The 23,628-nt window shown below is 68.5% G+C and carries 10 protein-coding genes and 1 pseudogene; 3 read left to right on the top strand and 8 right to left on the bottom strand.

All coding sequences use genetic code 11. The features are described from left to right. Positions 1-172 precede the first annotated feature (172 nt). From IPK71_26910 to IPK71_26920, 3 genes are all read right to left on the bottom strand, one after another. A complete protein-coding gene (locus tag IPK71_26910) occupies positions 173-451 on the bottom strand; it encodes a hypothetical protein (protein MBK8217374.1) in 279 nt (92 codons plus the stop codon). A gap of 136 nt (positions 452-587) precedes the next feature. Further along, positions 588-740 (bottom strand): hypothetical protein, encoded by a 153-nt coding sequence (locus IPK71_26915; GenBank protein MBK8217375.1) that lies wholly within the window; start codon positions 738-740, stop codon positions 588-590. A gap of 207 nt (positions 741-947) precedes the next feature. Continuing rightward, on the bottom strand, positions 948-2,468 hold the full coding sequence (locus IPK71_26920; GenBank protein ID MBK8217376.1) for an N-acetylmuramoyl-L-alanine amidase: 1,521 nt from the start codon (positions 2,466-2,468) through the stop codon (positions 948-950). A 279-nt stretch (positions 2,469-2,747) separates the two neighbouring features. Between IPK71_26920 and IPK71_26925 the strand changes: the two genes are divergently transcribed. From IPK71_26925 to IPK71_26935, 3 genes are all read left to right on the top strand, one after another. Then, entirely contained in the window at positions 2,748-3,140 is a 393-nt protein-coding gene (locus tag IPK71_26925) for a YbjN domain-containing protein (protein ID MBK8217377.1), read from the top strand. Positions 3,141-3,312: 172 nt separating this feature from the next. Continuing rightward, positions 3,313-4,107: a hypothetical protein gene (locus IPK71_26930; protein ID MBK8217378.1), complete on the top strand. Its 795-nt coding sequence runs from the start codon at positions 3,313-3,315 to the stop codon at positions 4,105-4,107. 18 nt (positions 4,108-4,125) lie between these two features. Continuing rightward, a complete protein-coding gene (locus IPK71_26935) occupies positions 4,126-5,340 on the top strand; it encodes a hypothetical protein (protein ID MBK8217379.1) in 1,215 nt (404 codons plus the stop codon). A 75-nt stretch (positions 5,341-5,415) separates the two neighbouring features. Here the strand turns inward: IPK71_26935 and IPK71_26940 are convergent, their stop codons facing one another. The 5 genes and pseudogenes from IPK71_26940 to IPK71_26960 all read right to left on the bottom strand — a co-directional run bounded on the left by IPK71_26940 (position 5,416) and on the right by IPK71_26960 (position 23,556). Further along, entirely contained in the window at positions 5,416-6,762 is a 1,347-nt protein-coding gene (locus IPK71_26940; protein ID MBK8217380.1) for a hypothetical protein, read from the bottom strand. Positions 6,763-6,822: 60 nt separating this feature from the next. Continuing rightward, complete coding sequence (locus IPK71_26945; protein ID MBK8217381.1) at positions 6,823-8,124, bottom strand: sigma-54-dependent Fis family transcriptional regulator; 1,302 nt, start codon at positions 8,122-8,124, stop codon at positions 6,823-6,825. A gap of 280 nt (positions 8,125-8,404) precedes the next feature. Then, positions 8,405-19,963 carry a tetratricopeptide repeat protein gene (locus tag IPK71_26950; GenBank protein MBK8217382.1) on the bottom strand — a complete coding sequence of 3,853 codons (11,559 nt, stop codon included), beginning with the start codon at positions 19,961-19,963 and terminating at the stop codon, positions 8,405-8,407. A 408-nt stretch (positions 19,964-20,371) separates the two neighbouring features. Further along, positions 20,372-21,274, bottom strand: a complete 903-nt coding sequence (locus IPK71_26955) for a tetratricopeptide repeat protein (protein ID MBK8217383.1) — start codon at positions 21,272-21,274, stop codon at positions 20,372-20,374. Positions 21,275-21,505: 231 nt separating this feature from the next. After that, positions 21,506-23,556: pseudogene (locus IPK71_26960) on the bottom strand (FHA domain-containing protein). Positions 23,557-23,628: the final 72 nt, after the last annotated feature.

Raw genomic sequence — 23,628 nt, forward strand, 5'->3', positions numbered from 1 at the left:
AAGTGGCGGCAACTGTTGATTTTCGCCGCGAAAATGTGGTCGCGGCCCCTATAGGAGAGCCGTAGGGAAAGTGCAAGCATCGGGGCCCGACCGGGCCGACCGAGGTGCGCCGGAGGAGAGAGCGCGAGCCTCGGCCGACCCGACGTGCGTCAGCCGCGCTCGAGGGGCGCGGTCAGTTGGCGCACTTCGAATCCTGGCTCGAATCTGCCGGGCAGACGTCGGCCTCGAGGTTCTTCTCGCAGTCGGCCGCGGTCGCGCACTTGTAAAAGCGCTTATTGATGCAGCAAACCTGCGTCGACGTCGACGACGAACCGCCGCCCGAAGAGTCGCCGCCCGAGGTCGTCCCTCCGGAGGTGCTGCCTCCCGTTCCCTTGTCGCTCGAGTCGCTCGAGCAGCCCGAGAGGCAAGCGACCACCACGAAAACGACGCCAGTCCACACGGTGAGCTTCATGAGAATCGTCCTTTTCTAAGCTTCATTTGCGGTCTCGCTCGGAGGCACGCGTGCCCCTGGGCGAGTCGGTCCCACCCGAGGCTTGTCGCCACGTGCGAGGAATCGTCAGAGGCCCGAAGCGCCCGTGTCGATTTCCTCAAGGCTCGGCGCGACGCCGGAAGACCGCGGCGACGGCCGCCCCCGCCGAGCGCCCTGCCTCGACCCCGAGCGGCTCGAGGGCAGGAATCCGGCCGACCGCCGCAGACCGCGCGGCGAAGGGGAGCGCGAGAGGCACGGCGAGGAGGGCCATGCCCAGCCCGCGCCGCCACACCAAGACCACCCTTCGCCGCCATTTGAGCTTGGACCCACGCATCGTTCGCCTCCGTGACCCGACGTCGGCCGAGGGGGGCGCGGTGTTGCCTGGTTTCTTGCGGGGGTCTCTCTTTTTCGGTGGGCGCCGTCCGAGAGCTCGCGGCTCCGCCACGCGTAGGCGGAGCTTCGTTTCGTGGACAGCTCTTCAGCGGCCTTCGCGGTAGGCCGTCACGGCGTTCACGATGGCGTCGGCGAGCCGCGCGCGGTAGTCGTCCGTCGCGAGCCGCGCCTCTTCGGTCGGGTTCGACACGTAGCTCGTCTCGAAGAGCACCCCGGGCATACGCGCCCCCACGAGCACGTAGAAGCCCGCCACGTGCACCCCGCCGTCCACCAGATCCGTGTACTTTCCACGCAATGACGCGAACGCCGCGCGCTGGAGCAAGGCCGCGAAGTGCTTCGAGCGCGTGGCCTGATCGGCGAGGCGCATGTTCGCGAGGATCGCGCCGAGCTCGGCGGTGGCCGCTTGGCTCGTCGCGTTCTCGCGGGCCGCGAGCCGGCTCGCCATCTCGGACGCGTCCGTGTCGAGCACGTAGGTCTCGATGCCGCGGCGGGCGCGGTTCTCGGCCGCGTTGCAGTGGATCGAGACGAAGAGATCGGCCCCGAACGCGTTCGCGCGGGCCGTGCGCTCTTCGAGGGTGACGTAGCGATCGTCGTCGCGGGTGAGCATGACGGCGAGCCCCTGCTTGGCGAGCACGGGCGCGACCTTGTGCGCGATGTCGAGCGTCACGTCCTTCTCTTTCGTGCCGTTCGGCCCGGAGGCACCGGGATCGTTGCCCCCATGGCCCGGGTCGAGCACGATCCGCGAGACCTTGCGCGAGCTCCTCGGATCGGTGCCCGGCGGGTGTTTGGCGATGTCGATGACGACGCGGTACGGCTCGACGAGGTGGAACACCTTTCGGTAACACGGCCCGGCGAGATCGAGCAAAACGCGGGATCCCGTGACCGAAGGCTCGGCGTGGAGCATCGTCGCGATGCCGCCGAGCTTCACGTCGCGCGCACCGAAGGGGAGCTCCACGCCGTCGAGCTCGACGAACGTGCGCGCGCCTTTGCCAGGGACGGCCTCGTCTCCGACGCGAAATCGAGCCGGTTTGTCGAGGTGCACGACGACCCGCGCGCCCTCGTCGGACGCCCACTGCTCGATGCGCTGCACTCGGGGAGCGACGCGCACTCGCGTGAGGCCCCCCGCGTCGGCGAGCGCGCTCGCGAGGGCCCCTTCGCCGAGGAGCCCCTGATCGATCGCTTCGAGCACCTCGGCGGGAGGACGAAACGCCGCGACCGCGCGCATCGCCGCGTCGATCGAGGCCATGCACGGCGAGGCCGCGGCGCCTCCGTCGACCCCGGGGGCCCTCCTCGAGGCCCGATAGAGCTCGGCGTACGTGACGGCGGCGTCGTGCGCGATGTCCCCGGCGAGCCTCGCCCCTCGCACGGCCGCCGCGCAGGCCCCCTCGATCGCCATGTCGCGGCTCGCCGCCTTGAGCGCGGACACCCCCTCGTTCCCGTCCTCGGAGCGTTTGTCGATGCGGTAGAGCCGCTCGAACAAGCTCGCCGCCAGCACGTGCAGCGCGACGGCCCTCGCACCCGCCCCTTCGCGGAGCGCGGCGGCCTCGACGCCCTGCGCGACGGAGAGGACCTCCGCGCGCTCGGGAAGCACGTCGCGCGCGAGCATCGCCTCGGCCCGCGCGCCCTCGGAGTCGGCCACGGAGGCGTCGGGCACCGAGCTCCCCCCGCACGCTGCGATGACGAGGAGGAGCAGGACGGAGACGACCAGGGCCCCGCGCTCGAAAAAACGTGCGAGGCGGAGCGTTACGCCCTTCCCGGCTCGCCGGAGACGAGGTCTGATAGCGTCTTGGAGGACATGGTGAAACCTGCCGACGACGCCCCGCCGAGCCGCGCGCCTACCTACGCCGACCGCCTCACGGGCCAAACCTTCCGCGACGGCCGCACGATGGTCAACGCCTACATCGATCGCTTCGTCGAGAAGCACGAGGGCATCACGCTCGCCCCGCTCGACGAGACCGGGTACACCCAGCTCCGTCGAGGCTCGGCAAGCGTCGGGGTGAACGTTCTCGACGACCACGGCGTGCTTCTCTTCCTCGCCCCCGTGATACCGGTAGTTTCGCAGGGGCGCGAGGCTTTCTATCGGCGCCTGCTCGAGCTCTCGTTCCTCGCCACGAGCGACGCGGCCTTCGCGATCGACGCCCAGAAGGACGAGGTCTACCTCCGCGCGGTACGGCGCATCTCGGGCCTCGACTACGAAGAGTTCGAGGACCTGCTCGAGACGGTGGGCAAGGTCGCCGACGACTGGGACGACTTGCTCCGCAAAGAGTTCGGCGGCTGACCTTCCGAGCTTCCGCGCTTCCGCATCCAAGACTACGCCGGCGCACAACCTGGCCGCATGTAGGTTTCACGGCAAAACGCCCTGCCTTTGGGCGCGAATCACGCCGTGCTAGGCTCAAGGCTCGTAGTGGCGCGCACCGAGTGCGCGCACGCAGGAAAGGTCCGACGGCTCGATGATGACGCAGACGAACCCTTCGACGACCGAGCTCTCCCCCGAAGACGCCGAGCGTTTCGCCGCGGCATTCCGCCCATCGTGGGAGCTCGACGAGCCTTCCGTGTCGTCGCCGGCCCTCGCCCAGACGCTCCCGCTCGGTGCGGCCGCGGTCGCCGTGAACGAGGCGCCCAAGGCCGAGACGAAGTCCGAAGCCGAGACGAAGCCCGCCCTCGCGCAGACGGTCGTCATGGCCGATGCGCCGGCCAAGCCCGCCTCGTCGGCGCCGCTCCCGGCCTTCGATCTGCCCGTGTCGGCGCCGAAGCTCCCTCCGGCCCCGGTCTCCGAGTCCGACGTCGCCAAGACCGCCGTCTACAAGCCGGTGAACGCGGCCGACATCGTCCTCCCGGAGGACGACCTCCCCGCGCCGAAGAAGAACACGACCCTCTTCGTGGGTATCGGAGTGGCTGCCGTCGTGGCGATCCTCGCGGGCGTTGGCTTCGCCATGAGCTCTTCCGAGCCCGTGAAGACCGCGCCGAGCGCGAGCGCCGCCCCCCCCAAGGTGCCCACGGCCGACATTCCTCCGCCTCCGCCGGCGAACGAAGCTCCGAGCGAGCCCCCGGCGAAGGCCGCCGCGAAACCCACCGAGACGGCCGCGGCGAAGCCCGAGAGCCCGAAGGCCCCCACCGCCGCGCCGAAGCCCGAGGCCCCGAAGGGCGCGGTCGCCGCTCCCAAGCCTCCGCCCCCCGCGGCCCCCGCCCCCGCGCCGAAGCCCGCCGGAAAGCCTGGAGGAATCGTGCGCGACGCGCCGTTCTGAGAGTATCCTCGGGGCTCGATGAGCAAAGAGCCCACCTCCGGGAAGCCCCGGTCCCCCTTCGTCCGCGCCGTCTCCTTGGCCGTCCTCGTGTCGCTCGCGCCCACGCTGGTCGGAGCGCCGGCGTTCGCGCAAGGCACCGCACAAGACGACGCGCTCACGAAGAGGGCGCGCGCGCGCTTTCAAGAGGGCGTCGAGGCCTTCGACAAGGGTCAGTGGGAAAACGCCCGGCTCTCTTTCATGGAGGCCTACGCCCTCAAGAAGCACCCGGCGGTGCTGCTGAACCTCGCGCAGAGCTGCGTGCGTGCGGGCCATCCGGGTGAGGCTGCGCGGTATTTCTCCCAGTTCCTTCGCGAAGCCACTCAGGCGACGCCGGCGCAGCGCGCGGACGCCGAGAAGGGCCTCGCCGAGGCGCGGGCGAAAGGTGGACGCGTCGAGGTCACCGCTCCGAGCGGCACGGAGATCCTCGTGGCGGGGCCGAGCGGCGACGTGCGCCTCGGGACGACCCCGCTCGCCGAGCCGCTCGACGTCGACGCCGGGACGACGACGCTGAAGGGGCGCGCACCCGACGGCACCATGGAGACCGTGACCGTCACCGTCGCCGCCGGCCAGAAGACCTCGGTGAAGCTCGGGCCCCAGGCCTCGGCGGCTCCTACGCCCGTGCCGGTCCCCGCGCCCGTCCCTCCCAAGACCGACCCTCCGAAAGCCGAGAGCCCCGCCGAGCCTCCGAAGGCCGAGCCGCCGGCCGAGCCGCCACCGGTCGAGCCGCCCCACGACAAGAAGCCGGGGCTGTTCTCGCCCCCGAAGACGATGGTGCCCGTGTTCGTCGGCGCCGGCGTGGGTGTGCTCGGCCTCGCCGGCACGATCGTCTTCGCGGCCGCGAAGGGCTCCGCGCAGAGCTCCGCCGACCAAGTCACCGCCGAGATCCGCGACGCGGCGGCGAAGCGCGGCGTGTCGACGCAGGGGATCTGCACGAATCCACCGGCCGACTTCAAGAAGGCCTGCTCGGCCCTCACCGAGAACAACGACGCCGTCGACACGAACGCGACGCTCGCCAACGTCTCCGTCGTCGTCATGGTGGTCGGGTTCGTGGGCGCGGGCGCGTGGTACCTGTTCAGCCCGAAGCGCGATGCGGCGCCCACCGCGGGCAACGTCTTCCGCCTCCGCAACGACGCCCAGCTCGTCCCCATGGTCACGCCTCAGGGTGGCGGCCTCGTGCTCACGCAGCCGTTCTGAAGGCGCGCCCTTCTTTCCACGGTCACGCGGCGGGGTCGCTCGAAAGCGCTCCCCGCCTTCACACGTAAACTCCCGTCACGGCTGAGGAAATCGGAGAATCCGTGGCAGCTCGGGCTGGCGATCGTCTTGCGCCTCGGGGCGCTCGAGCCACACGGCCACGCACCCGTCGGCGTCGCATCCGGCATCCACGAGCCCGTCGGCGTGGAGCGGGATCTTCTGAGACACGGTCGCCAAGCCCTTCCCGAGCACACGCACCGCGAGCGCGTCGATCGGCGCCTTCGTCTTCCCCGACCCGGGAGCTCGCTCGGTCCACGAGAGCACCCTGCGCTCGCCGCTCTTCCCGAAGAAGAACGTGCTGACTTGGTGACCGCACGCCGCGAGCCCGAGGTCTTCACGTGTAGCCTTCCCCGTGGCGAGGTCGAGGCGCACCAGGTGAACGCTCGTCGAGAAGCGAGACGCGCGGAGCGTCGGGAGCGCGGAGGCGTCCTCCCCCGCGGCGCAGCCTTCGTGCTCGCGCGTGGTGGCAAGGTAGAGGGTCGTGTCGTCGGCGTCTGCCAGGACGAGATCCTCTTCGTCGTCGAGCTTGAGCCCGGCCTCGCGCTTCGGTTCGAGGGGCGACTTGGTCGCGAGCGCGCCCTCGGCTCCAATCCGAAGGACAGCCAGCCCCGACGCCGTCGCGAAGAAGGCGTGTTCGCGCTCTTCGTCGGCGAAGTCCTTGTCGCCGACGATCGGCAAGACCGTCTTCGCGCCCTCGGCCGACAGCGCGACGGCCGACAGCACGCCCTCGGCGTCGCCGGTCACGAAGGCGCGCGATTCGTCGCAGAAGAGGCCGAGATCGCCCTCCATCCCGGGGAGCTCGAGGTCTCTCGGTCCGGCCGCGAGCTCCGCCTTCACGCCCTTCTTCTCGAGCCAGTAGACAGCGTCCCGCGTCGCGCAGGTCGTCGTCCCGAACGCGCGACGCGGCCCGGCCGAGAGGGTGTCGTCGAGGCGCACCACGACGCGCTGGAGCTGCCCCTCGAGCTTTCCGCGGTAGACGAGCGCGACGGCGCTCCCGACGGCGTGCGGCGAGACCTCGGCGTCGTGCGCCCACTCCGCACCGGCGAGGACGTCGGCGCGACGCTCGACCACTCCGCTCCGCGACACACGAGCCACACGGACGACCTTCTCCGGAACGGAGAGCCCCGCCACGACCACTCCACCTCCTGGCACGAGGGTCGCGCCGATCGGCATCGAGAGCTTCGGCATCTCGAGCGCGGACACAGCGCCGTCCCCCGCGTCGACCGCGACGGGCGCCGCGGCGTCGAGGGACGAGGGCGCCCCGCGCGAGCACGTGCAAGACGCAAGCATCCCGAAGGCGAGGGCCGGAAGGGCCCTCCACGCGGTAGACCGCGGGGAGGTGCGGGGAAGGTCGAGCGTCGTCACGCGCCCACCCTACCGCGGCCCACGAGGCGCCGTCACCTCCCCGACGAACGGACGCGCCCCTCAACGGCCCACGAGCTTCCGAAACGACGTCCTCGGCAGCCCTGCTGCGCGCGCCGCGGCCGCGACGTTTCCCCGCGCCTTCTTCAGGAGCGAACCCGCATAGTCCTTCGTGATCTCGGGCGGCGGCCCCGATGGCGTCTTCGTGCGGAGGACGCTCGAGATGCACGCCTCGGTGATGAGCCTCGGGTCCTCCGCGACCTCCGTCGTACGGAGGAGCACGTTGCGCAGCTCTCTCACGTTTCCCGGCCAGTCGTGGGCCGAGAGGCGCGCGAGAGCCCCTGGCGTGAGGCTGCGTTCCCCGAGCTCGTCCGCGTGCAAGAAGAGCAGACGGCGAGCGATCGCCGCGATGTCACCGGGCCTCTCCCGGAGCGGTGGGATCTCGATCACGAACGCCTCGAGGCGGTGGTAGAGGTCTCGACGAAAGCGTGACTCCGCAACGTCGCTCGCGAGCGACTTGTGCGTGGCCGCGATGACCCGGACGTCGGCGCGCTCGCCCGCGCCTCGCTCACCCACGCGCTTGATCGCGTACCCGTCGAGGGCGCGGAGCAGCTTGGGCTGCGCGTCCAGGGGGAGCTCTCCTATCTCGTCGAGAAAGAGCGTCCCTTGCTCGGCGTCGCCGAAGGCTCCGTATTGCTTGTGCACGGCACCGGTGAAGGCCCCCCGCTCGTGGCCGAAGAGCAAGCTCTCGACGAGATCGCGAGGGAGCGCGGCGACGTTCACCGGGACGAACGGGCCCTCCGCTCGCCTCCCCGCGTCGTGGAGCGCGCGGGCCACGAGCTCCTTGCCCGTCCCGGTCTCCCCCAAGATGAGCACCGGTGCGGCCATGTTCGAGAGCCGACGCACACGCGCCGCGAGCTTCCGCATCGCGAGCGAGCCACCCGCGATCCCCTCGAGGGGCGCTTCCTTCGCCCACATGCTCGCGCGCTGGTGCTCCTCGGCGTAGGCGTGCACCACGATCTGAGTCTCGCCGATCGTGATGGTGGCGCCTGCCGAAGCCCACGCCTGCTCGACGCGTGCACACCCGACGAACGTGCCGTTCGTCGAGCCCAAGTCACGGACCAGCAGCCTGTCACCGTCCACCGAGAGGGCGCAGTGCGTACCGCTCACCGTCCTGTCCGAGAGCCTCACCTCCGCCGAGCGGGAGCTGCCGAACACCTTCGGCACCTCGTCGATCGTGTGCAGTCGGCTCGTGTCGCCTTCGAACACCTCGAGGGTGAAGGTCCGCGCGCCCGGCATGAGGGGTATCTCGATGGTCGCGTCGCTCGTGCGCTCGCTCTCGGCGTTCCGTTCCGTTCGATCCATGACGTCCTCCGTGGAGCGCGGGGAGGTTCATGAGGCCCCGGCTCGTGCGCGTCCATCGGCAGGCACGGTGGCCGTGTTTCCGAAAAACGGCGGGAGGCAGGACGATTCTTTCGCCCGTATCTATTCGGAACAACTGAACAATCTTCCATCCGAGGCACACGTCCATCCCTGCGCGTGGGCGCAGCTCCGGACGGAATTCCGGAACGATTCCGAGCCTCGAAAAGGCTCGGGCCCGGGGCGGAAGAACCGCACCAGGCCCGCGCGAGTGGGAAGGACCGGCTCAGCCGACGGCGATGCCGAGCGTCTTCCTGAGGGCGAGGTACTGCTCGCTCACCGAGAAGACGAGGAGCTCCTTCATCTTCTCCTGAGGGGGAAGGTCACCCGGGAGCTGCTGCTCCGCGCTGATGATCTTCTTCGCGATGTCGAGATCGGCGCACAAGAGGAGGCCTGCGCGCGCGGCCGTGATCTCGGTCGCCTGCATCCAGCGCTTCAGATCGGCGCGAGCGCCGTCCTCGACGAAGCGGTTGACGACGAGGCGAAGCGAGTCGCGCTCGACGGGCTGCATGTACTTCATGAACGTCGTCGCCGTCGTGTTCACGGCCTGGGCCATGTTGTCGGGGACGGCGAAGTCGGGCATCACCATCTTGATCGCCGAGAACAAGATGACCTTGAGCTCGTCGAGCGTCGGGAAGAGCGTCTTGATGTAGTGCTCCGACCGGTAGTACGCGAGGTGCTTGCCGACGATGAACGTGAGCTCCTGGGGCGTGAACCCCGTGAGCACCGTGTTCCCCGCGACGCTCGCCACCGGGCGCGAAGGCACGGTCACGAGAGCGCCGGGCACGTCGTTGCGGAGGTAGAGCTCGGGCAGCGGAATACCGAGGACCTGAGCCGCCCAGCCGAACGTCTTCGCGAAGGTGACGGTCGAGGTGGCAGGGTCTTGTTTGAACTGCTTCGGAAGCTGCGGAGCCTGCTTCGCCTGAGCGAGCGCGGTGGTCTTCGCGAGGATGGCCGCGGGCGTGACGAACTCGAAGATCTTCCCGATGAAGATGTTGTCGTCCTTGTGGAAGAGGTTCTTCACCCACTGCTCGTTGTCGAGCCGGCTCTTCACTTGGATCATGCCGCGCGGGCGGTAGTCCTCGAAGAATCGCTGCTCTTCTTCGTCGGCCTTGTGGAGGAACGACAGGGCCGCGCACATGCACCACGCGCGATCGTAGTCGTGCATCTTGAGCGAGAGCTTGTAGAGGCTCCGGTACGGGTCGACGCGGAGCGGCTCCTTCTGGAGCACGAGCAAGTGCTCGCCGATCGCCGCCTCGATGTTGTCGGTGTTCTCGTAGAGCTCGGCCAAGATCTGGCGCTCGAGGGCCTCGTCGGGCTTGAACCGCGTGGCCATCTTGAAGGCCTCGATCGCGTTCGCCCACTCCCGCTGGCGGTCGCGGTAGATGAGACCGAGCGAGTGCCAGAGCGTGTACTCGAGATCGGGATCCGAGATGTTCGCGGTCGAGAGGCGGCGGAGCATCTTGCGGAACGCCCGCTCGAGGCCCTTCCAGTCCTGCTGACCGGTGAGGATTTTGTTGATGCGGTCGAAGGCCTGGAGGTCCTTCGGGTTGAGGTCCAAGGCCTCGTTGAAGAGCTCCACCGCGCGCTCGAGGTCGCCCTCTTTGTCGCGGTAAAGCTGCGCCATCGTGAACATGAACTTCGACTTGCGCATGGGATCTTTTTCCATGTCGGCGATCGCCTGCACGGTGTCGATCATGCGCGCCCAGTTCCCGGTCTGCTCGTAGAGCGCGAGCATCTTGTGGAGGAGCGGCCTGTCCTCCGGCTTGATGTCCTTCGCCTCTTCGAGGGCCTCGATGGCCTTCAGCGGGGCCTTGTCGTTGTCGTTCCAGATGTCCGCGATCTCGAGCAGCATCTTGAAGCGCTCGTCGCCGTCCATCACGTTGTCGAGGATCTGGCGCCGGTAGAGGACGACCTGCTTCCAGTCCTTGATCTCGGCGTACACCTCGATGAGCGCGTCGAGCGTGGGGCGGTGCCCCGGATCGACCCCGAGCGCCTTCTCGAAGTTGTTGATGGCCTGCTTCGCCTGCCCCTGCTCGCGCTTGATTCGCCCGAGCTTGAAGTAGACGTCGGCGCGCGCCTCGGTCTCGTCCTCGCCGAGCGAGGTGAGGACCTTCTGGAAGTTGTTGAGCGCGCCGGCCCAATCCTTCAACCGGAAGCAGACCTCCGCGAGGCCGCGGATCGTCACCTGGTCGGTGAGATCGAGCTGCTGCGCGGCCGAGTAGGCCTTGAACGCGCGATCGTCCTTGCCGAGCGCGGCTTGGGTCTGACCGAGCTTGTTCCAGAGATCGTGCTGCTCGGAGCGATCACGCTTGCCAGCCTTGCGCGTGAGCATCTCGAGGAGCGGCTCCGCCTTGGGCCAGTTCTCGCGCGCTACGTACTCGTGCGCGAGCGGGAGCGCCGCTTCTTCGTTGTCGGGATCGGCTTCGTTCGCCGACTCCCACGCGAGCACCGCCGACTCGTGGTCCCCGAGCATCTCCTCGCGGAGACGACCGAGCTCGACGAGGATGCGCGCGCGCTGACGCGGCACCGCGGTGTAGCTCTGTTCTTGGTCGATGTACCTCGCCGCCTTGTCGTAGTCGGCGTTGTCCATCGCGATCTGGCGGAGCGCCTGGAGCGACGGGATGTGCGACGGGTCGAGGTCGAGCGCCATCTCGTACCGGTCTTGGGCCCCGATGCGATCGCCGACCTTCTCGTCGAGCGCCTTGCCGATGCGGAAGAACGCCTCGACCCGCTGCTTCGCGTCCGGCGTGAGCTCGGCGACTCGGGTCATCGAGTCGATCGCGGAGTTGATGTCGCCGGTCTTCTCGTAGAGCTTCGAGAGCGCCTCGAGCGCCGGGACGTTCGTCTCCTCGATGTCGACGATGTTGCGGTACGCGTCGATCGCGCGCTCCGAGTCCTGGATTTCGTCCGCGTAGACCTGTGCGATAGCGCCGTACAGGTCGACCTTGGTACGACGATCGATGGTCGCCGCGATGTGGCGATCGTAGGTGGTGATGAGCTCGTTCCAGAGCCGGAGCTTGCGGTAGCACCGGGCGAGGCCGACGTACGCTTCTTCCTGGTTCGGGTCGATCTCGACGGCCTGCTCGAGGCGGGTCGCGGCGACGTCGGCCTTGAGGAACTGGTCCTCCTGGAGACGCGCGATCTTGAGCAAGAGGTCGATGCGCTCGCGCTCCGTCGCGACCACGTCGAGCGCGGCCTCGAGGATCTTCACGAGCTCGGCCCACTGCTCCAGGGCCTCGTAGACGCGCTCGAGACCCCGCATCGCCGGGAGGCTGACGGGATCGATGTCGAGCACCTCTCGGTAGGTCTGCGCCGCGCGAGGGAGCTCGTTCGGCATCGCCTCGTAGAGCGCGCCGATGCGGAGCTTGGTCTGCGCGATGCCCTCGGGCGCCGTGAGCGCTCCCACCTTGCGATGGAGGACCTCGACGAGCTCGCGGTTCTGCGCTCGCGAGGCGTAGATGCGCTCGAGGTTCTCGATCGCCGGGACGAAGTGGCCGTCCACGTCGAGCGCGCGGGTGAAGTACCCGACCGCCTGGTCGGTCTGCCCCATCTGCACGTCGAGGAGCTCACCGAGCTCGGTGAGGATCTCCTTGCGGTCGGTGTCGCTCACGGCGACGTCGAGCGCGCGCGTGAGCGTCGCGCCGAGCTGCTGCCAGTTCGCGTTCTTTCGGTAGAGCTGCGCCATCTGGCGGAGCGCGCCGACGTTGTTCGGGTCGAGCTGGACGATCTGCGCGTAGTAAGGCTGCGCGTACTCGGGGTGGCCGAGGTCGTCGCCGTACCATTTCGCGAGGTGGAGGCAGAGGCGGACCTTCTGCGCGGCCTCGGTCTGCTGCTGGAGCAGCTCGTTCGCGCGCTGGATCACCTCGCCCCAACGGCCCGTCGCCTGGGCCATTCGCTCGAGGTACTTCGACGTGTCACGGTCGTGGAAGTCTTCCTCGAACGCCGTGACGAGCGCGTCGAGCGCGGCGCTCTTGTCCTCGACCTTCTCTTCGCACACCTTCGCCACGCGGCGGAGGAGGTCCGAGCGCTCGGGGATGTCCTCGCGGGTCTCGCGGCGCGCGAGGTAGAGCTCGATGAGCGCCTCCCAGCGAGCCGCGGCCGTGTGCAGCTTCTCGAGCTCGAAGAAGGCCTCGTCGTGGGCCGCGTCGAGCTCCAGCACCTTCTGCCACGCGAGAGTCGCCTTGTCGGGCTCCTCGACGGTGTCGCGCCAGAGGGCCGCCACACCACGGAGCTCCTCGATGCGCGCGGCCGTGTCCGTGAGGGCGTCGGCGCGGCGCATCTTGACGTCGATGACGTCGACGGGCTGCTCTTGGCTCCGGTAGATGGCCTCGAGCGCGTCGAGCGCCTCGAGGTCGGGGGCGACGTCGAGCAGCTTTCGCCAGGCGTCGGCCGCGTCGTACGGCTGCTGGAGACGGTCGCCGTACGTGCGCCCGAGCTCGCGGAACAGCTCCTTGAGCTCGTTCTCGTCGAGCATCGAGGCCGCGCGATCGACCTGCTGATGAAGCGCGGTGACGAGCTCTTGCGGGTCGTCCTGACGGCGACGGATGTCGGCGATCGCGCGGAGGGCCGCGAGGTTCGCGTAGTCCGTGTCGAGGACGCGGTTCCAATCGGTGAGCGCGAGGTCGTCACGCGACAGACGCTCGGTGAAGACGCGCGCGCGGCGCGTGAGGATGTTCACGCGGTCGTCGTCGGCCTGGGCGATGTCGTGCTGACGCTCGAGCACGTCGACGAGCTCGCGCCACGCCTGCTGACCCTCGTAGAGCTGGGCCAAGGCCGCCAGCGCCTCGGGGTCCTCGCCGCGGAGATCGAGCACGAGCTTCCACGTGTCGATCGCGCGGATCGGGTCGTTCAAGCGCTCGGCCGCGAGGTGAGCGAGCTTCGCGCGGATGTCGGCCTCGGCGGCGTCGCCCGCGGCGTTCTCGAGCTCACGCTCGTAGACCGTGTTGAGCTCCTTCCACGCGCCTTGGGACTCGTAGATCCGGCCGAGGGCCGCGATCGCACCTTCGTGGGTGCGGTCGAGACCGTCGAAGATCATACGGTAAGCCCGCGTAGCATTTGGCAAATCCTGGAGCTCGACCTCGTAGGCCTCGCCGAGACGTGCCCACAGCTCGACGAGCTCGGGGGCCTCCGCGGGGACCTGCACCCTCGCCTCGAGCACCTCGGCCAGCTCGGCCCACTGCTGGAGCGAGAGGTAGATGCGATCGAGGTTCGCGAGCGTCTCGGCCTCGAGCGGGTCGACCGTGCGGACGTACTTGTACGTCTCTTCGGCCTTCTGCACGTCGCCGAGCTCCTCTTCGAAGGTCTTGGCGAGCCGCTTGCCGAGCACGCGCTGGACTTCCTTGTCCTCGGCGTGGAGGCCGAGCACGTCGGCGTACGCGTTGGCGAGTTGCTCCCAGCCGCCGTCGATCCCGGACGCGACACGCGGGGCCTCTTCGCCCGCGCGCTCGTCGAGCGGGTATTCCTTGAGGGCCCGCACGTAGACGGACATCGTCTGGACGGGATCGAGGAGCTTCTCCTCGTAGAGCTCGGCGATGCGGTAGTACGCGGCGAGCCGCTCCTCCTGGCCACCCGCGCGGCCGTCGACCGGGTCCGCGGGGATGTGGGTGAGCTGGGCCTCGTGCACCGCGACGAGCTTCTCCCACTCGCTCGCGTTGCGGTAGAGCGGCTCGAGGATCTCGGCCACTTCCGCCTGCTTCATGTTCTGCGCGAACAGCCCCTCGAGGGCGGCGAGCGTCGGCGCGTGCTCGGGCGAGGAGGTGATCACCTCGCGGTACGAAGCGATCGCGAGATCCAGGTTGGCGAGCTTGTGCTCGTAGACCTGGCCCAAGCGGTACTTGAAGTCGAGGATCTCGTCCGCCGAAGCCGCGATGTCGGCCTCACGGGCCAGGATGGCCGCGAGGTCGCTCCAGCGCTCGGTTTGGACGAAGAGGCGGTCGAGGGATTGGAGCGCGACCTGGTTGTCGGGCTGAACGTCGAGCACGCGACGGTAGCGCACGATGGCGCTCGTCGTGTCCTCCAGGGACAGCTCGAAGATCTGGGCGGTCCGGAGTCCGAGCTCGACGAACCGGTCCGGGTTCTCGTCGAGCTTGTCGAGCTCGGCGTCGTAGAGGGCCGCGACGTTCGCGTAGAGGCCGAGCGCCATCGCGAGGCGCTCGAGGTTCTGGAGGGTCTGCTCGTTGCCGTTGTCGAACGCGAGCGCACGCGCGAACGTGTCGAACGCGTTCTTCGGCTCTTCGAGCGCGTCCTCGTAGAGGCGCGCGATCCGGTGGAGGAGGTCGACCTTGAGGAACGGATCGGTCCCGTGGGCGACTTGCACCTCGTGGACCGACACGAGCGCGCGCCACTGGCTCCCTGCCTCGTAGACGGGCTCGAGCACGGCGGCGGCACCGAGCGGATCCTTGTCACCGCCCTTGAGGCCTTCGAGGGCCGCGAGGGTCGGCTCGTGATCGGGCTGCTGCCCGAGGATGTCGCGGTAGAGCTCGATCGCCCGCGACACGTCCTCGAGCCGCTTCTCGTAGAGCTCCGCGATCCGGTACTGGAACCCGACCGACTCGGCGGGATCCGTGCACATCTCGCTCTCGCGCGTGAGCACGCTCAAGAGCTCGGGCCAGTTCTGCGCCTGCTCGTAGAGCACGTCGAGCCGCGAGAGCGCCTGGAGATCGTCGGGATCGAGCTCGAGGATCTTCTGGTACGTGTCGATCGCGCGCGGCACGTCGCCGAGCTCGCGCTCGTAGACCGCCCCGACCTGGTAGAAGATCCGCTTCTTCTCGTCGGGGTCGACGATGAGGTCGGCCTTGCGTGCGTAGACGGCCAAGAGGTCGACCCAGCGCGAGAGGCCGAGGTACCGCTTGATGAGGGCGTCGAGCGCGCGGAGATCGTCGCCGTCGAGCTCGAGCACCTTGTTGTAGACTGCAATGGCCTCTTCGGGCTTCTCGAGGACGTCCTCCTCGATGGCCGCGGCCTGGTAGAGCGCGTCCTTCTTGTCCTGCGGCTCTTCGACGATGTCGGCCTTACGCTGGAGGGTCTTCGAGAGCTCGGAGTAGCGCTCCGTCTGCCGGAAGAGGCGCTCGAGCGACTCGACCGCGTTCAGGTTCAGGACGTCGATCGTGAGCACGCGACGGTAGTGCGCGATCGCGGTGTCGACGGCGCCGAGGTCTTGCTCGTGAACGCGGGCGCTCATGGTGAGGAGCGCGCTCGACAGCGCCGGATCGTCCGTCTCGGACGACTGGTGCTCGTAGACGTTCGCGAGGTCGGCGAAGCGCGCGGTGGTGCGAGCGACGCGATCGATCTGCTGCTGGGTGCGTTCGTTCGCGGGATCCTCGCCGAGGGCCCGGGCGAGGGTGTTGAACGCCGAGTCGAGATCGCCGGCGGCGTCCTCGAAGAGCTGGGCGATTTGGTGCAAGAGCTCGACCCGACGAGAGGAGTCGTCGCTCCGACGAACCTGGACCTCGTGCGCGCCGATGAGCTTCGCGTGGTCGCCGGTCTGGCGGTAGAGCGGCTCCAAGAGGTCGGCGATGGTGAGCTCGTACGCCGGATCCTTGCCGAGGCGCTCGAGCGCCGTGAGGGCCTCTTGGTTTCCGATCTCGCGCTCGAGCACGGCGCGATACCCTTCGATCGCGACGTCGATCTGCGCCATCTCACGCTCGCGGAGCGACGCTAGTCGCAACATGAGCGAGATCTGCTGCGCGTCGTCCTGCGCGAGCACGAGCTGCGCCTCGAGGTTGTCGGCGAGCTCGCTCCACATCTTTTGACGTGTGAACAGCGCGTCGAGCGCGCCGAGCGCCGCCGTGCTCGCCGAGTCGATCTCGAGCACCTTTCGCCACGAGGCGACGGCGTCCTCCGGACGACCGAGCTTCTCGTCGAAGGTCGCGGCCATCTGCCCGTAGAGCGTCTCGCGGAGCTCCGAGTCGGTGGTCTGCTCGATGCGACGTTCGATCACACCGATGAGGTCGGTCCAACGCGACGTGCGCACGAAGAGCTGCTCGAGCTCGGAGAGCGCCTCGCCGTCGGCCGGATCGGCCGCGAGCACCTTGCCGTAGGCGGCCGCCGAAGCGTCGACCTCCTTGAGCTGCTCGTCGAACACCTTCGCCTGACGCATCCAGAACTCGCGCGCGAGCAGAGCGTCCGTGAGCGAGTCGGCCACCTCACCGTAGAGATCGGTGAGGCGCTTCCACGCATTGGACGTCGCCACGATCGCCTCGAGCTCCGTGCGGGTCTCGGGCTGGTGGGGCTGCTCTTTCACCGCGAGCGCGAGGGCGTCGAACGCGCGGGTCGCGTCCCCGAGAGACTCCGAGGAGATGCGCGCGATCTTGCGATAGAGCTGCACCTTCTTGTCGGAGTCGGCGTCGGCTTCGCTCAAGATCTCGAGCGCGAAGATGAGCTTCGGCCAGTCCGAGCGCTCCTCGTAGATCGCCTCGAGGATCGCGGCGGCCTCCCCGCGGAGGCTCTCGTTCTTGAGCAGATTCTCGAGCGCGAGCCGCGCGCCGTCGTGGGTCGGCTGCAGGAACAAGATCTCGCGGTAGTTCTCGAGCGCCGCCACGGCGTCGCCGAGATGGAGCTCGAGCGCTTGTCCGAGGCGGTACTTGAGGTCGACGAGCTCGCTCTCGGGCAAGTCGAGCTCGATACGGCGACGGAGCACGTCCGCGTACGGAGCCCAACGTTCGAGCTGCCCGTAGAGAACGTCGAGCGCCGCCAGCGCACGCGCGTCGGTAGGCTCGTCCTCGAGGACCGCGTCGTACGTGTCGATCGCGCGGTCGACGTCGCGCAGCTCGGTCTCGTAGAGCTTCGCGATCTCGTAGCTTATCGCCTTCTTCTCGTCGGAGGAGGCCGCGAGCTCACGCTTCTTCTCGTAAATACCGAGCAATTCCGAGAATTTGGACGTGTCGCGGTAGAGGCGTTCGAGCGCCGCCAGGGCGTCCTGGTTCTCGCTGTCGGCCTCGTGCACCGCGCGGTAGGCCGCGAGCGCGGGCTCGACGTCCTTGCGCTCTTCGACGTGCACCCGTCCGAGCTTCAGCCGGAGGGCGATCGCGAGGTCGCGATCGGCCGAGTCATCGGCCTTCTGCACGGCCGCGCCGTACGCGGCGATGACCTTCTCCCAGCCGTTCGTCGCCTTCGCCGAGCGCTCGACGTCGGCCGTGGCCTGCTCCTCGTGGGGGACGATCTCGAAGGCCGCGAGGTAGCGCTCGAAGGCGCGCTGCGGATCCTTCACCTTCGACTCGTAGAGGGCCGCGACCTCGCGAAGGAGACGCACCTTCTCGAGGTCGTCCTCTTCGTGCGAGAGCTTCACCTCGATGGCGTTCGCGAGGCTCTTCGAGTTGTTCGCGGCCGAGTAGATCGGGATGAGCGCCTCGGCGGCGCGCAGGTTCGTGGCATCGAGCTCGAGGACCTTCTCGTAGGCCTTCGCAGCGCGATCGTTCTTCTGCTTCTTGTCGGCCCAGAGCTCCGCGATCTTGAAGAGCAGCCCCGTCTTGGCTTCGGGGACCGTCTCCTTCGCCTCTTGCTGCTCGAGCACGCGGATGAACTCGTCCCACTTCCCGCTCTCGGCGTAGAAGACCTCGAGGTCGTCCCAACGGCCGAGGGCGAGGTACTTCTTCTTCAGTGCCTCTTGAGCCTTGCGATCGTTCGGGTCGAGGGTGAGGAGCTGGCGCCAGGCGTTGACGGCGCCCTCGTCGTTGTTCAGGCGATCGCCGTAGAACGTGCCGAGCTTCGTCAGGATCTGGATGCGCGCAGCGTTGTCGTACGTGACCTCGGCCTGGCGCTCGAGCACGGTCACGAGCTTGTCGTAGTCCTTCGCGCGCTCGTAGAGGCCCGCCAAGGCGCCGAGCGCTTCGGCGTTCGACTCGTCGCTCGCGAGCACCTCGTTCCAAAGGTCGATGCAGACCTCGGGCTTCTTCACGCGCTCGGTCGCGAGCTTCGCGATCTCGAGGAAGCGAGCCGCGCGCTCCGGGCCGTAGGTACGCTCGGCGTCGCGGCGCTGCAGGACCAGGAGCTTCTCCCAGTCACGCCGCTTCTCGTACATCTGCTTGAGGTAGTCGGTCGCCGTCGGGTTCTCCGGGTCGATGGCGATCACGGCCTCGTACGCCTTCACGGCCTCGGCCTGGTTGGCGAACTTGCCCGTGTAGAGCTCGGCCGCCTTCATGTAGAGCTCGACCTTCTCGAAGGTGTCGGGCACCGCCGCGGCGAGCAGGAGAAGCGTGCGGACGTACTCGTTGTACCGCTTGGCCGCTTCTTGTTTCTCCGCGGTCGCGCGGAGCTCGGCGATCTTCGCCTCGTCGGCGGGACCGTCCTGCGCGGGAGCCGCAGCCGCAGCCGCAGCCACGGGGGCAGCGGGCGCAGCCACGGGCGCGGGCGCGGCCTCCACGACAGGCGCGGCCGCCACGACAGGCGCGGCCTCCACGACAGGCGCGGCCTCCACGACGGGCGCGGCCTCCACGACGGGCGCGGCCTCCGCCACCGGGACGACGACGGGCGCGGCTTCCACCACCGGCTCGGCCTCGACCACGGGCGCGGCTTCCACGACCGGCGGAACCGACGGGGTCGGCTCGGGGGCGGGCGGCGGAGCCGTCGCGGTGCCCGACTGCACCGAGACAGGCGTCTCGGCTTCGACCGCGGCGGGTCGAACCGACGGAGCGACCACGGCCACGGGCTCGACCGCGGGCGGCGGAACGCTCGCGTTGACGGCCTCGCCGATCTGAGCCTCGAACGCGAGCAGGGTCGGGTGGTCGGGCACGATCGACTTGAGCCGCTCGAAGCTCACCTTCGCCCGAATGAGGTTGCCGAGGCTCCGCCACGCGATCGTGCCCGCCTGCGCGAGCAAGAACGCGATCGTGTCGGCATCGACGGGCTGCGTGGACGCCTCTTCGGCGAGGCCGAGGACACGCTCCCACTCGCCCGACTTCTTCCCGTGCAGATCACGCAGAAACTGGAACGCCCCTTCGTGGCGCGCGTCGAGCTTGACGGCCTCTTCGAGCCACGGCGCGCCGAGCTCGAGGTTCTGGTGGCGCGACACCCAGCGGATGCCGAACGCGAGCGCCGCGGCGCCCTTCGCGCTGCGGTCCGGGTGCTGCGCGACCACCGTGTGCTGCACGCGATCGAGATCCTCGAGGCGTCCGGCGTCGACGAGCGCACCCTCGAAGAGCGCGGCGATCTGCTTCGACTCGGGGTCCGCGGCGTAGGCCCGCTGAAGGAGCCCTTCGACCTCTTCGGGAGCGAAGCGCTTCGCGATGCGCGCGGCGCGGAGGAGCAAGCGACCACGCGCCGCGCCCTGCGCTTCGAGAGAGCCGCGAACGAGCTGCGCGACGTGCGCTTGCCACGATCCGCTCTCGACCTGCACGTCCTCGAGACAGGCGCTGCCCTGCCCCGTCGAATCGCCGAGTTGAACGGCCTTCGCGTACGTCGAGGTCGCGCGATCGTAGTCGCCGACGTCGCACAGCACGTCGCCGAGCTCGAGGAGCAGCGCCGCGGCCACGGGGCCCTCTTTCTGCGACTTCAGCTCCAGCTCCAGGAGCTTCTGGACCATGTTGAGCTTGCCGAGGTCCCAGTAGATGGAACGGGCACGCGCCAAGCTCTCACCGGCAGCGGGATTCAGCTTGTACGCGTCCTGGAAGTGCTTGAGCGCCTTCACGCCCGCGAGGAACTTGCCCTCGAGGATCTGCCCCAGCCGCAGGTGAATGCGAGCCTTTTCCTCGTTCGTGCCGGCCGCCGCGCTCTTCTCGAGCTCCTCGACGAGCCCTTGCCAGTCCCGAACGTTCTCGAGATGCGAAAGACGCTCCTGAAGGTCCATTGACTCCCTCGGTCCCACGATTCCGGACAAGCACTCATGTGCTCGTCGACGCCCGAATGAAGGCGGGAGTGCCCGCGCTGCTCACTCCCATCACCGGGCAGGTGAAATTTGCGTTCCCACGCTACCAGAGGCTGCGTTCCGTCGGGTGGGCATACTCGCGCCGGGCTTGGTTTTTTTTCGCGGGTGATGGCCGCTCGAGTGACCTCCCCTTGCGTGCGCACCTGCGCACACACGCACCGGTGATCGAGCACGCATTCTCACTTCTCATGCGGCGTGAGCCGTGGCCTAATCGCGGGCCCGCGAGCCCGGCCTCGCGCGCCCCTGCGAGGCTCTCAAGGCCTCTAGAAAAGGCAGAGGCGCCACCACCCGGAGGTGAGGCGCCTCGTTCGTCGCGAGCGTGTCGCTGGCCTACTGGAGCTGGCCGCCGAGCTTCGTCGCGAGCTGCTGGCTCTGCGCGCACTGGTCGGCGTAGCGCTGAGCGGCTGCGCCCTTGCAGACGATTTTGTTGAACGACTGGAGCTGCTGGATCGCCTCGCTCTTTCGCGGCGGGTTCACGCTCGCGTAGGCCGCACCGAGGTTGAAGAACGCGATCTGCTCGCCCGCCTGGTTGCACTGACCGCACGCCTTCTTGGCGGCCTCGTACTCGGTGACCGACCCGGCGATGTCGCCCTTGGTCTCTTTGATTTGGCCCGCGAGGCTGTGCAGCCCGAAGAGGAACTTGTCGCCGTCCTTCGCGAAGGAGAGGCCCTCTTTCACGACCTGCTCGGCCTGATCGAGGTAGCCAAGGCGGATGTAGAGATCCGCGAGCGGGACATAGAACGAGAGCTCGTCGGGCTTCGTCTCGATCGCCTTCGTGTACGAGCGGAGCGCGCCCTGCTCGTCGTCGAGGTGCAAGAGGACCTCGGCGAGCTCGAAGTGCGCGTCGGCGAGGTTCGGATCCTTGGCGATGGCCTGCTCGAGCGGCTCCTTCGCCTCCGCCCAGCTCGCGGGGCCTTTGACGGCCATACGGGCGTTCGCGAGCCCGTTCTGGAAGAAGTAGTTCGCGAAGGTCGGCGCCACGGCCTGGGCCTTCTTGCAGGTCGAAGCGACCTTCGCCCACTCTTCCTTCTTGGTGTACGCGAGCGCGAGCTTCCAGAGGATGCGGTGGTTGGTCGGGTCGAGGTTGACGGCTTGCTCGTACTTCGAGATCGCCTCGTCGACGTTGACCGACTTCGACTTGTCGCCTTCGTTGGCGAGGTTCACGGCCTCGATGTTGTTGCGGCTGCAGCCCAAACCGCCGAGGAGCGCCGAAGCCGACAAGGAGAGGACCACGACCTTCGCGAGCATCTTCATGGGCGCGGGAGCATAAGCGAGAACGGCTCGCGTGCTAAGCGAAATACGTCACCCTTCGCGCCAAGGAGAACGTCGCTCCTCACGGCCGTCCGTCGGGCCGCTACGAGGCGCTCACGACCCGAGCTGCGCTTCCCCGCTCGTGTCACCGGAGCACAAAAGACGAAACGCCCGGAGCCGAGGGCGCCGAGCGTTTCGTGGGGACGGCGAAGGTCAGTCGCCGGGGCTGAACGAGATCGGGTAGACGACCGTGACGATGCCGCCCTCGGGCTGCGGGAACGACAGGTTGCCGAACCCGCGAACCACGCAAGAGACGACGCCCTTGTCCGGGAGATCCGAGCCGCCGTCCTGGGCAGTCGACACCGAGCCGGAGCGGTCGATGACGAACTTGACCGAGACACGTCCCGAGAGCGTCGGGTTCGTTCGGAGGCCGTTCTCGTAGCAGAGGCGGAAGCGACCGAAGTTCTGGCGGACGATACGCTGGATGACCTCGGGCGGGAGGCGACCGTTGACGGTCGTGGCGCCTTGGCGAAGCTGCGGCGACTTGGTCGCGTGCGCGCCACCGAGACGACCGTGGCCGTTGCCGAAGCCTTGGCCGTTGCCCGTACCGGCGCCGTGACCGATGGTGCCGATGTTGCCGAGGCCGATGCCCTCGCCGCGACCGCCGCCACCTTCGCCGACGCCGGAGAGGCCGAGGCCGCCCGCGCCGAACGAGTCGCCGATGCGTCGCCCCACATGTTGCCGCGGGCGCTCATGGGGTCGTTGCCGCTCGATTCCTCACGGCCCCAGGGCGCCGTGGGAGCGTTCGGGTCGCCGCCCGCGCCGACGTTGAGGAGGCCGATCATGCCGAACTCGGCGGCCTCTTTCATCGCGGCTTGGCGAGCGATGTGCGGATCGGCGTTGTCGGCCGGCCCCTGCACGCCGAAACGGTGGCCCGTCTCTTTGGTGTTTGGGTTGCCCATCGAGCCCTCTTCGCCCTTGGCGCGAGTGCCGGTGCCGCCCTCTTTGTTGTCGGCGCTGTTCTCGGCCACCTGCTCGGTGGGCTTCTCCTCTTGCTCACGCTCCGCGGCCGCGTTGAGCATCTTCTGCATCAGGAGGATCTGGTCGCGGTCGATCGCCTCGCTGTCGTCGAGGTTCATCTTCGGCATGAAGAACGCGAGCGACGCGACGATGCCGATGTGGAGGAGCGACGAGAGACCGACGAAGAGGAAGGCAGCGGGGTCGGCGTTCGAGAAGACACCGCCGACGGGCCGCTTGCCCGCGTTGACCGCGGCCACCTGGAACACGAGGCCACCCTCGAGCTCCATGCGGGCCTTGCCGTTCGCGGGGATGTCGATCTCGTGAGCGCCAGAGAGCTCACTCGACGGACGAGCGCGACCGCTGGCGATGAGGTCCGAGAAGGACGTCTTGCCCTGACCGGGAACCTCGAGGGCGCCGGTCGCTCGGGGGAAGATCACGAGCGACGTGCCACCACCGCGCGAGACAACCACCGGGGCGCGGGTCGTGCCGAGCGCCTCGCTCGGGACGAAGAAGTCGCAGCCCATCTTGTTCTGCGTCTCTTCGCCCACGAAGAAGGAGCGCGGAGGCGAGAGATGCGAGACGTGGAGCACGTTGGTGTCCCACATGACCATGACCTCGACGGCCGCGAGGTGGGGCACCTCGACCTCGTCCGGGTTCACGTCGGGGCCGCTCTTCACGAGCTTGTAGGTGGTCGGGGCGTTCGGGTCGAGCTCGGCCGGAGCCGAAGCCGCGAGCTGGTCGGTGGCCGACGCGACGAAGGGGTTCACCGCAGCCGCGGCGGCGAACGGATTCGCGGGAGCCGCGGCAGCGAACGGGTTGGCGGCGGGGACGGCGAAGGGGTTCGCCGCCGGGGCGGGGACCGAGATCTCCGCCGCGGTCGGAGCGGAAGCCGCGGGAGGAGGCGCGGACACGGGGGCCGAGGCCGACGCGGGCTCGGCGCTCTCGAGCACGATCGTCGTGGAGCCGACCTGGATCTGGTCGCCCGGACGAACCTTGCACTTGTTGACGCGCTGGCCGTTCACCATCGTGCCCGGCTCGTTGCCGAGATCGATGAGGGTGATGTCGCCTTCGGAGGCGACCTCGATGACGGCGTGCATGCGCGAGGCGAGCTCGTCGTCGACGCGGAGGTGGCTCCGCGGATCCTTGCCGACCTTCACGATGTCTTGAGCGATCGTGTCTCGACGAAGGAGTTGATCCCCTTGGTAGAGCGCGAACGTGAGCGCGACCTTGCCCTTGCCTTCCATCTCGGACCTTTCGCCGTCTTTGTCGACGGCCGCTGCGACGCTGTCGCAGCTTCAAACCCTCGGCGAGCGAGG

Source organism: Myxococcales bacterium (assembly GCA_016712525.1).
Taxonomy (GTDB): domain Bacteria; phylum Myxococcota_A; class Polyangia; order Polyangiales; family Polyangiaceae; genus JAAFHV01.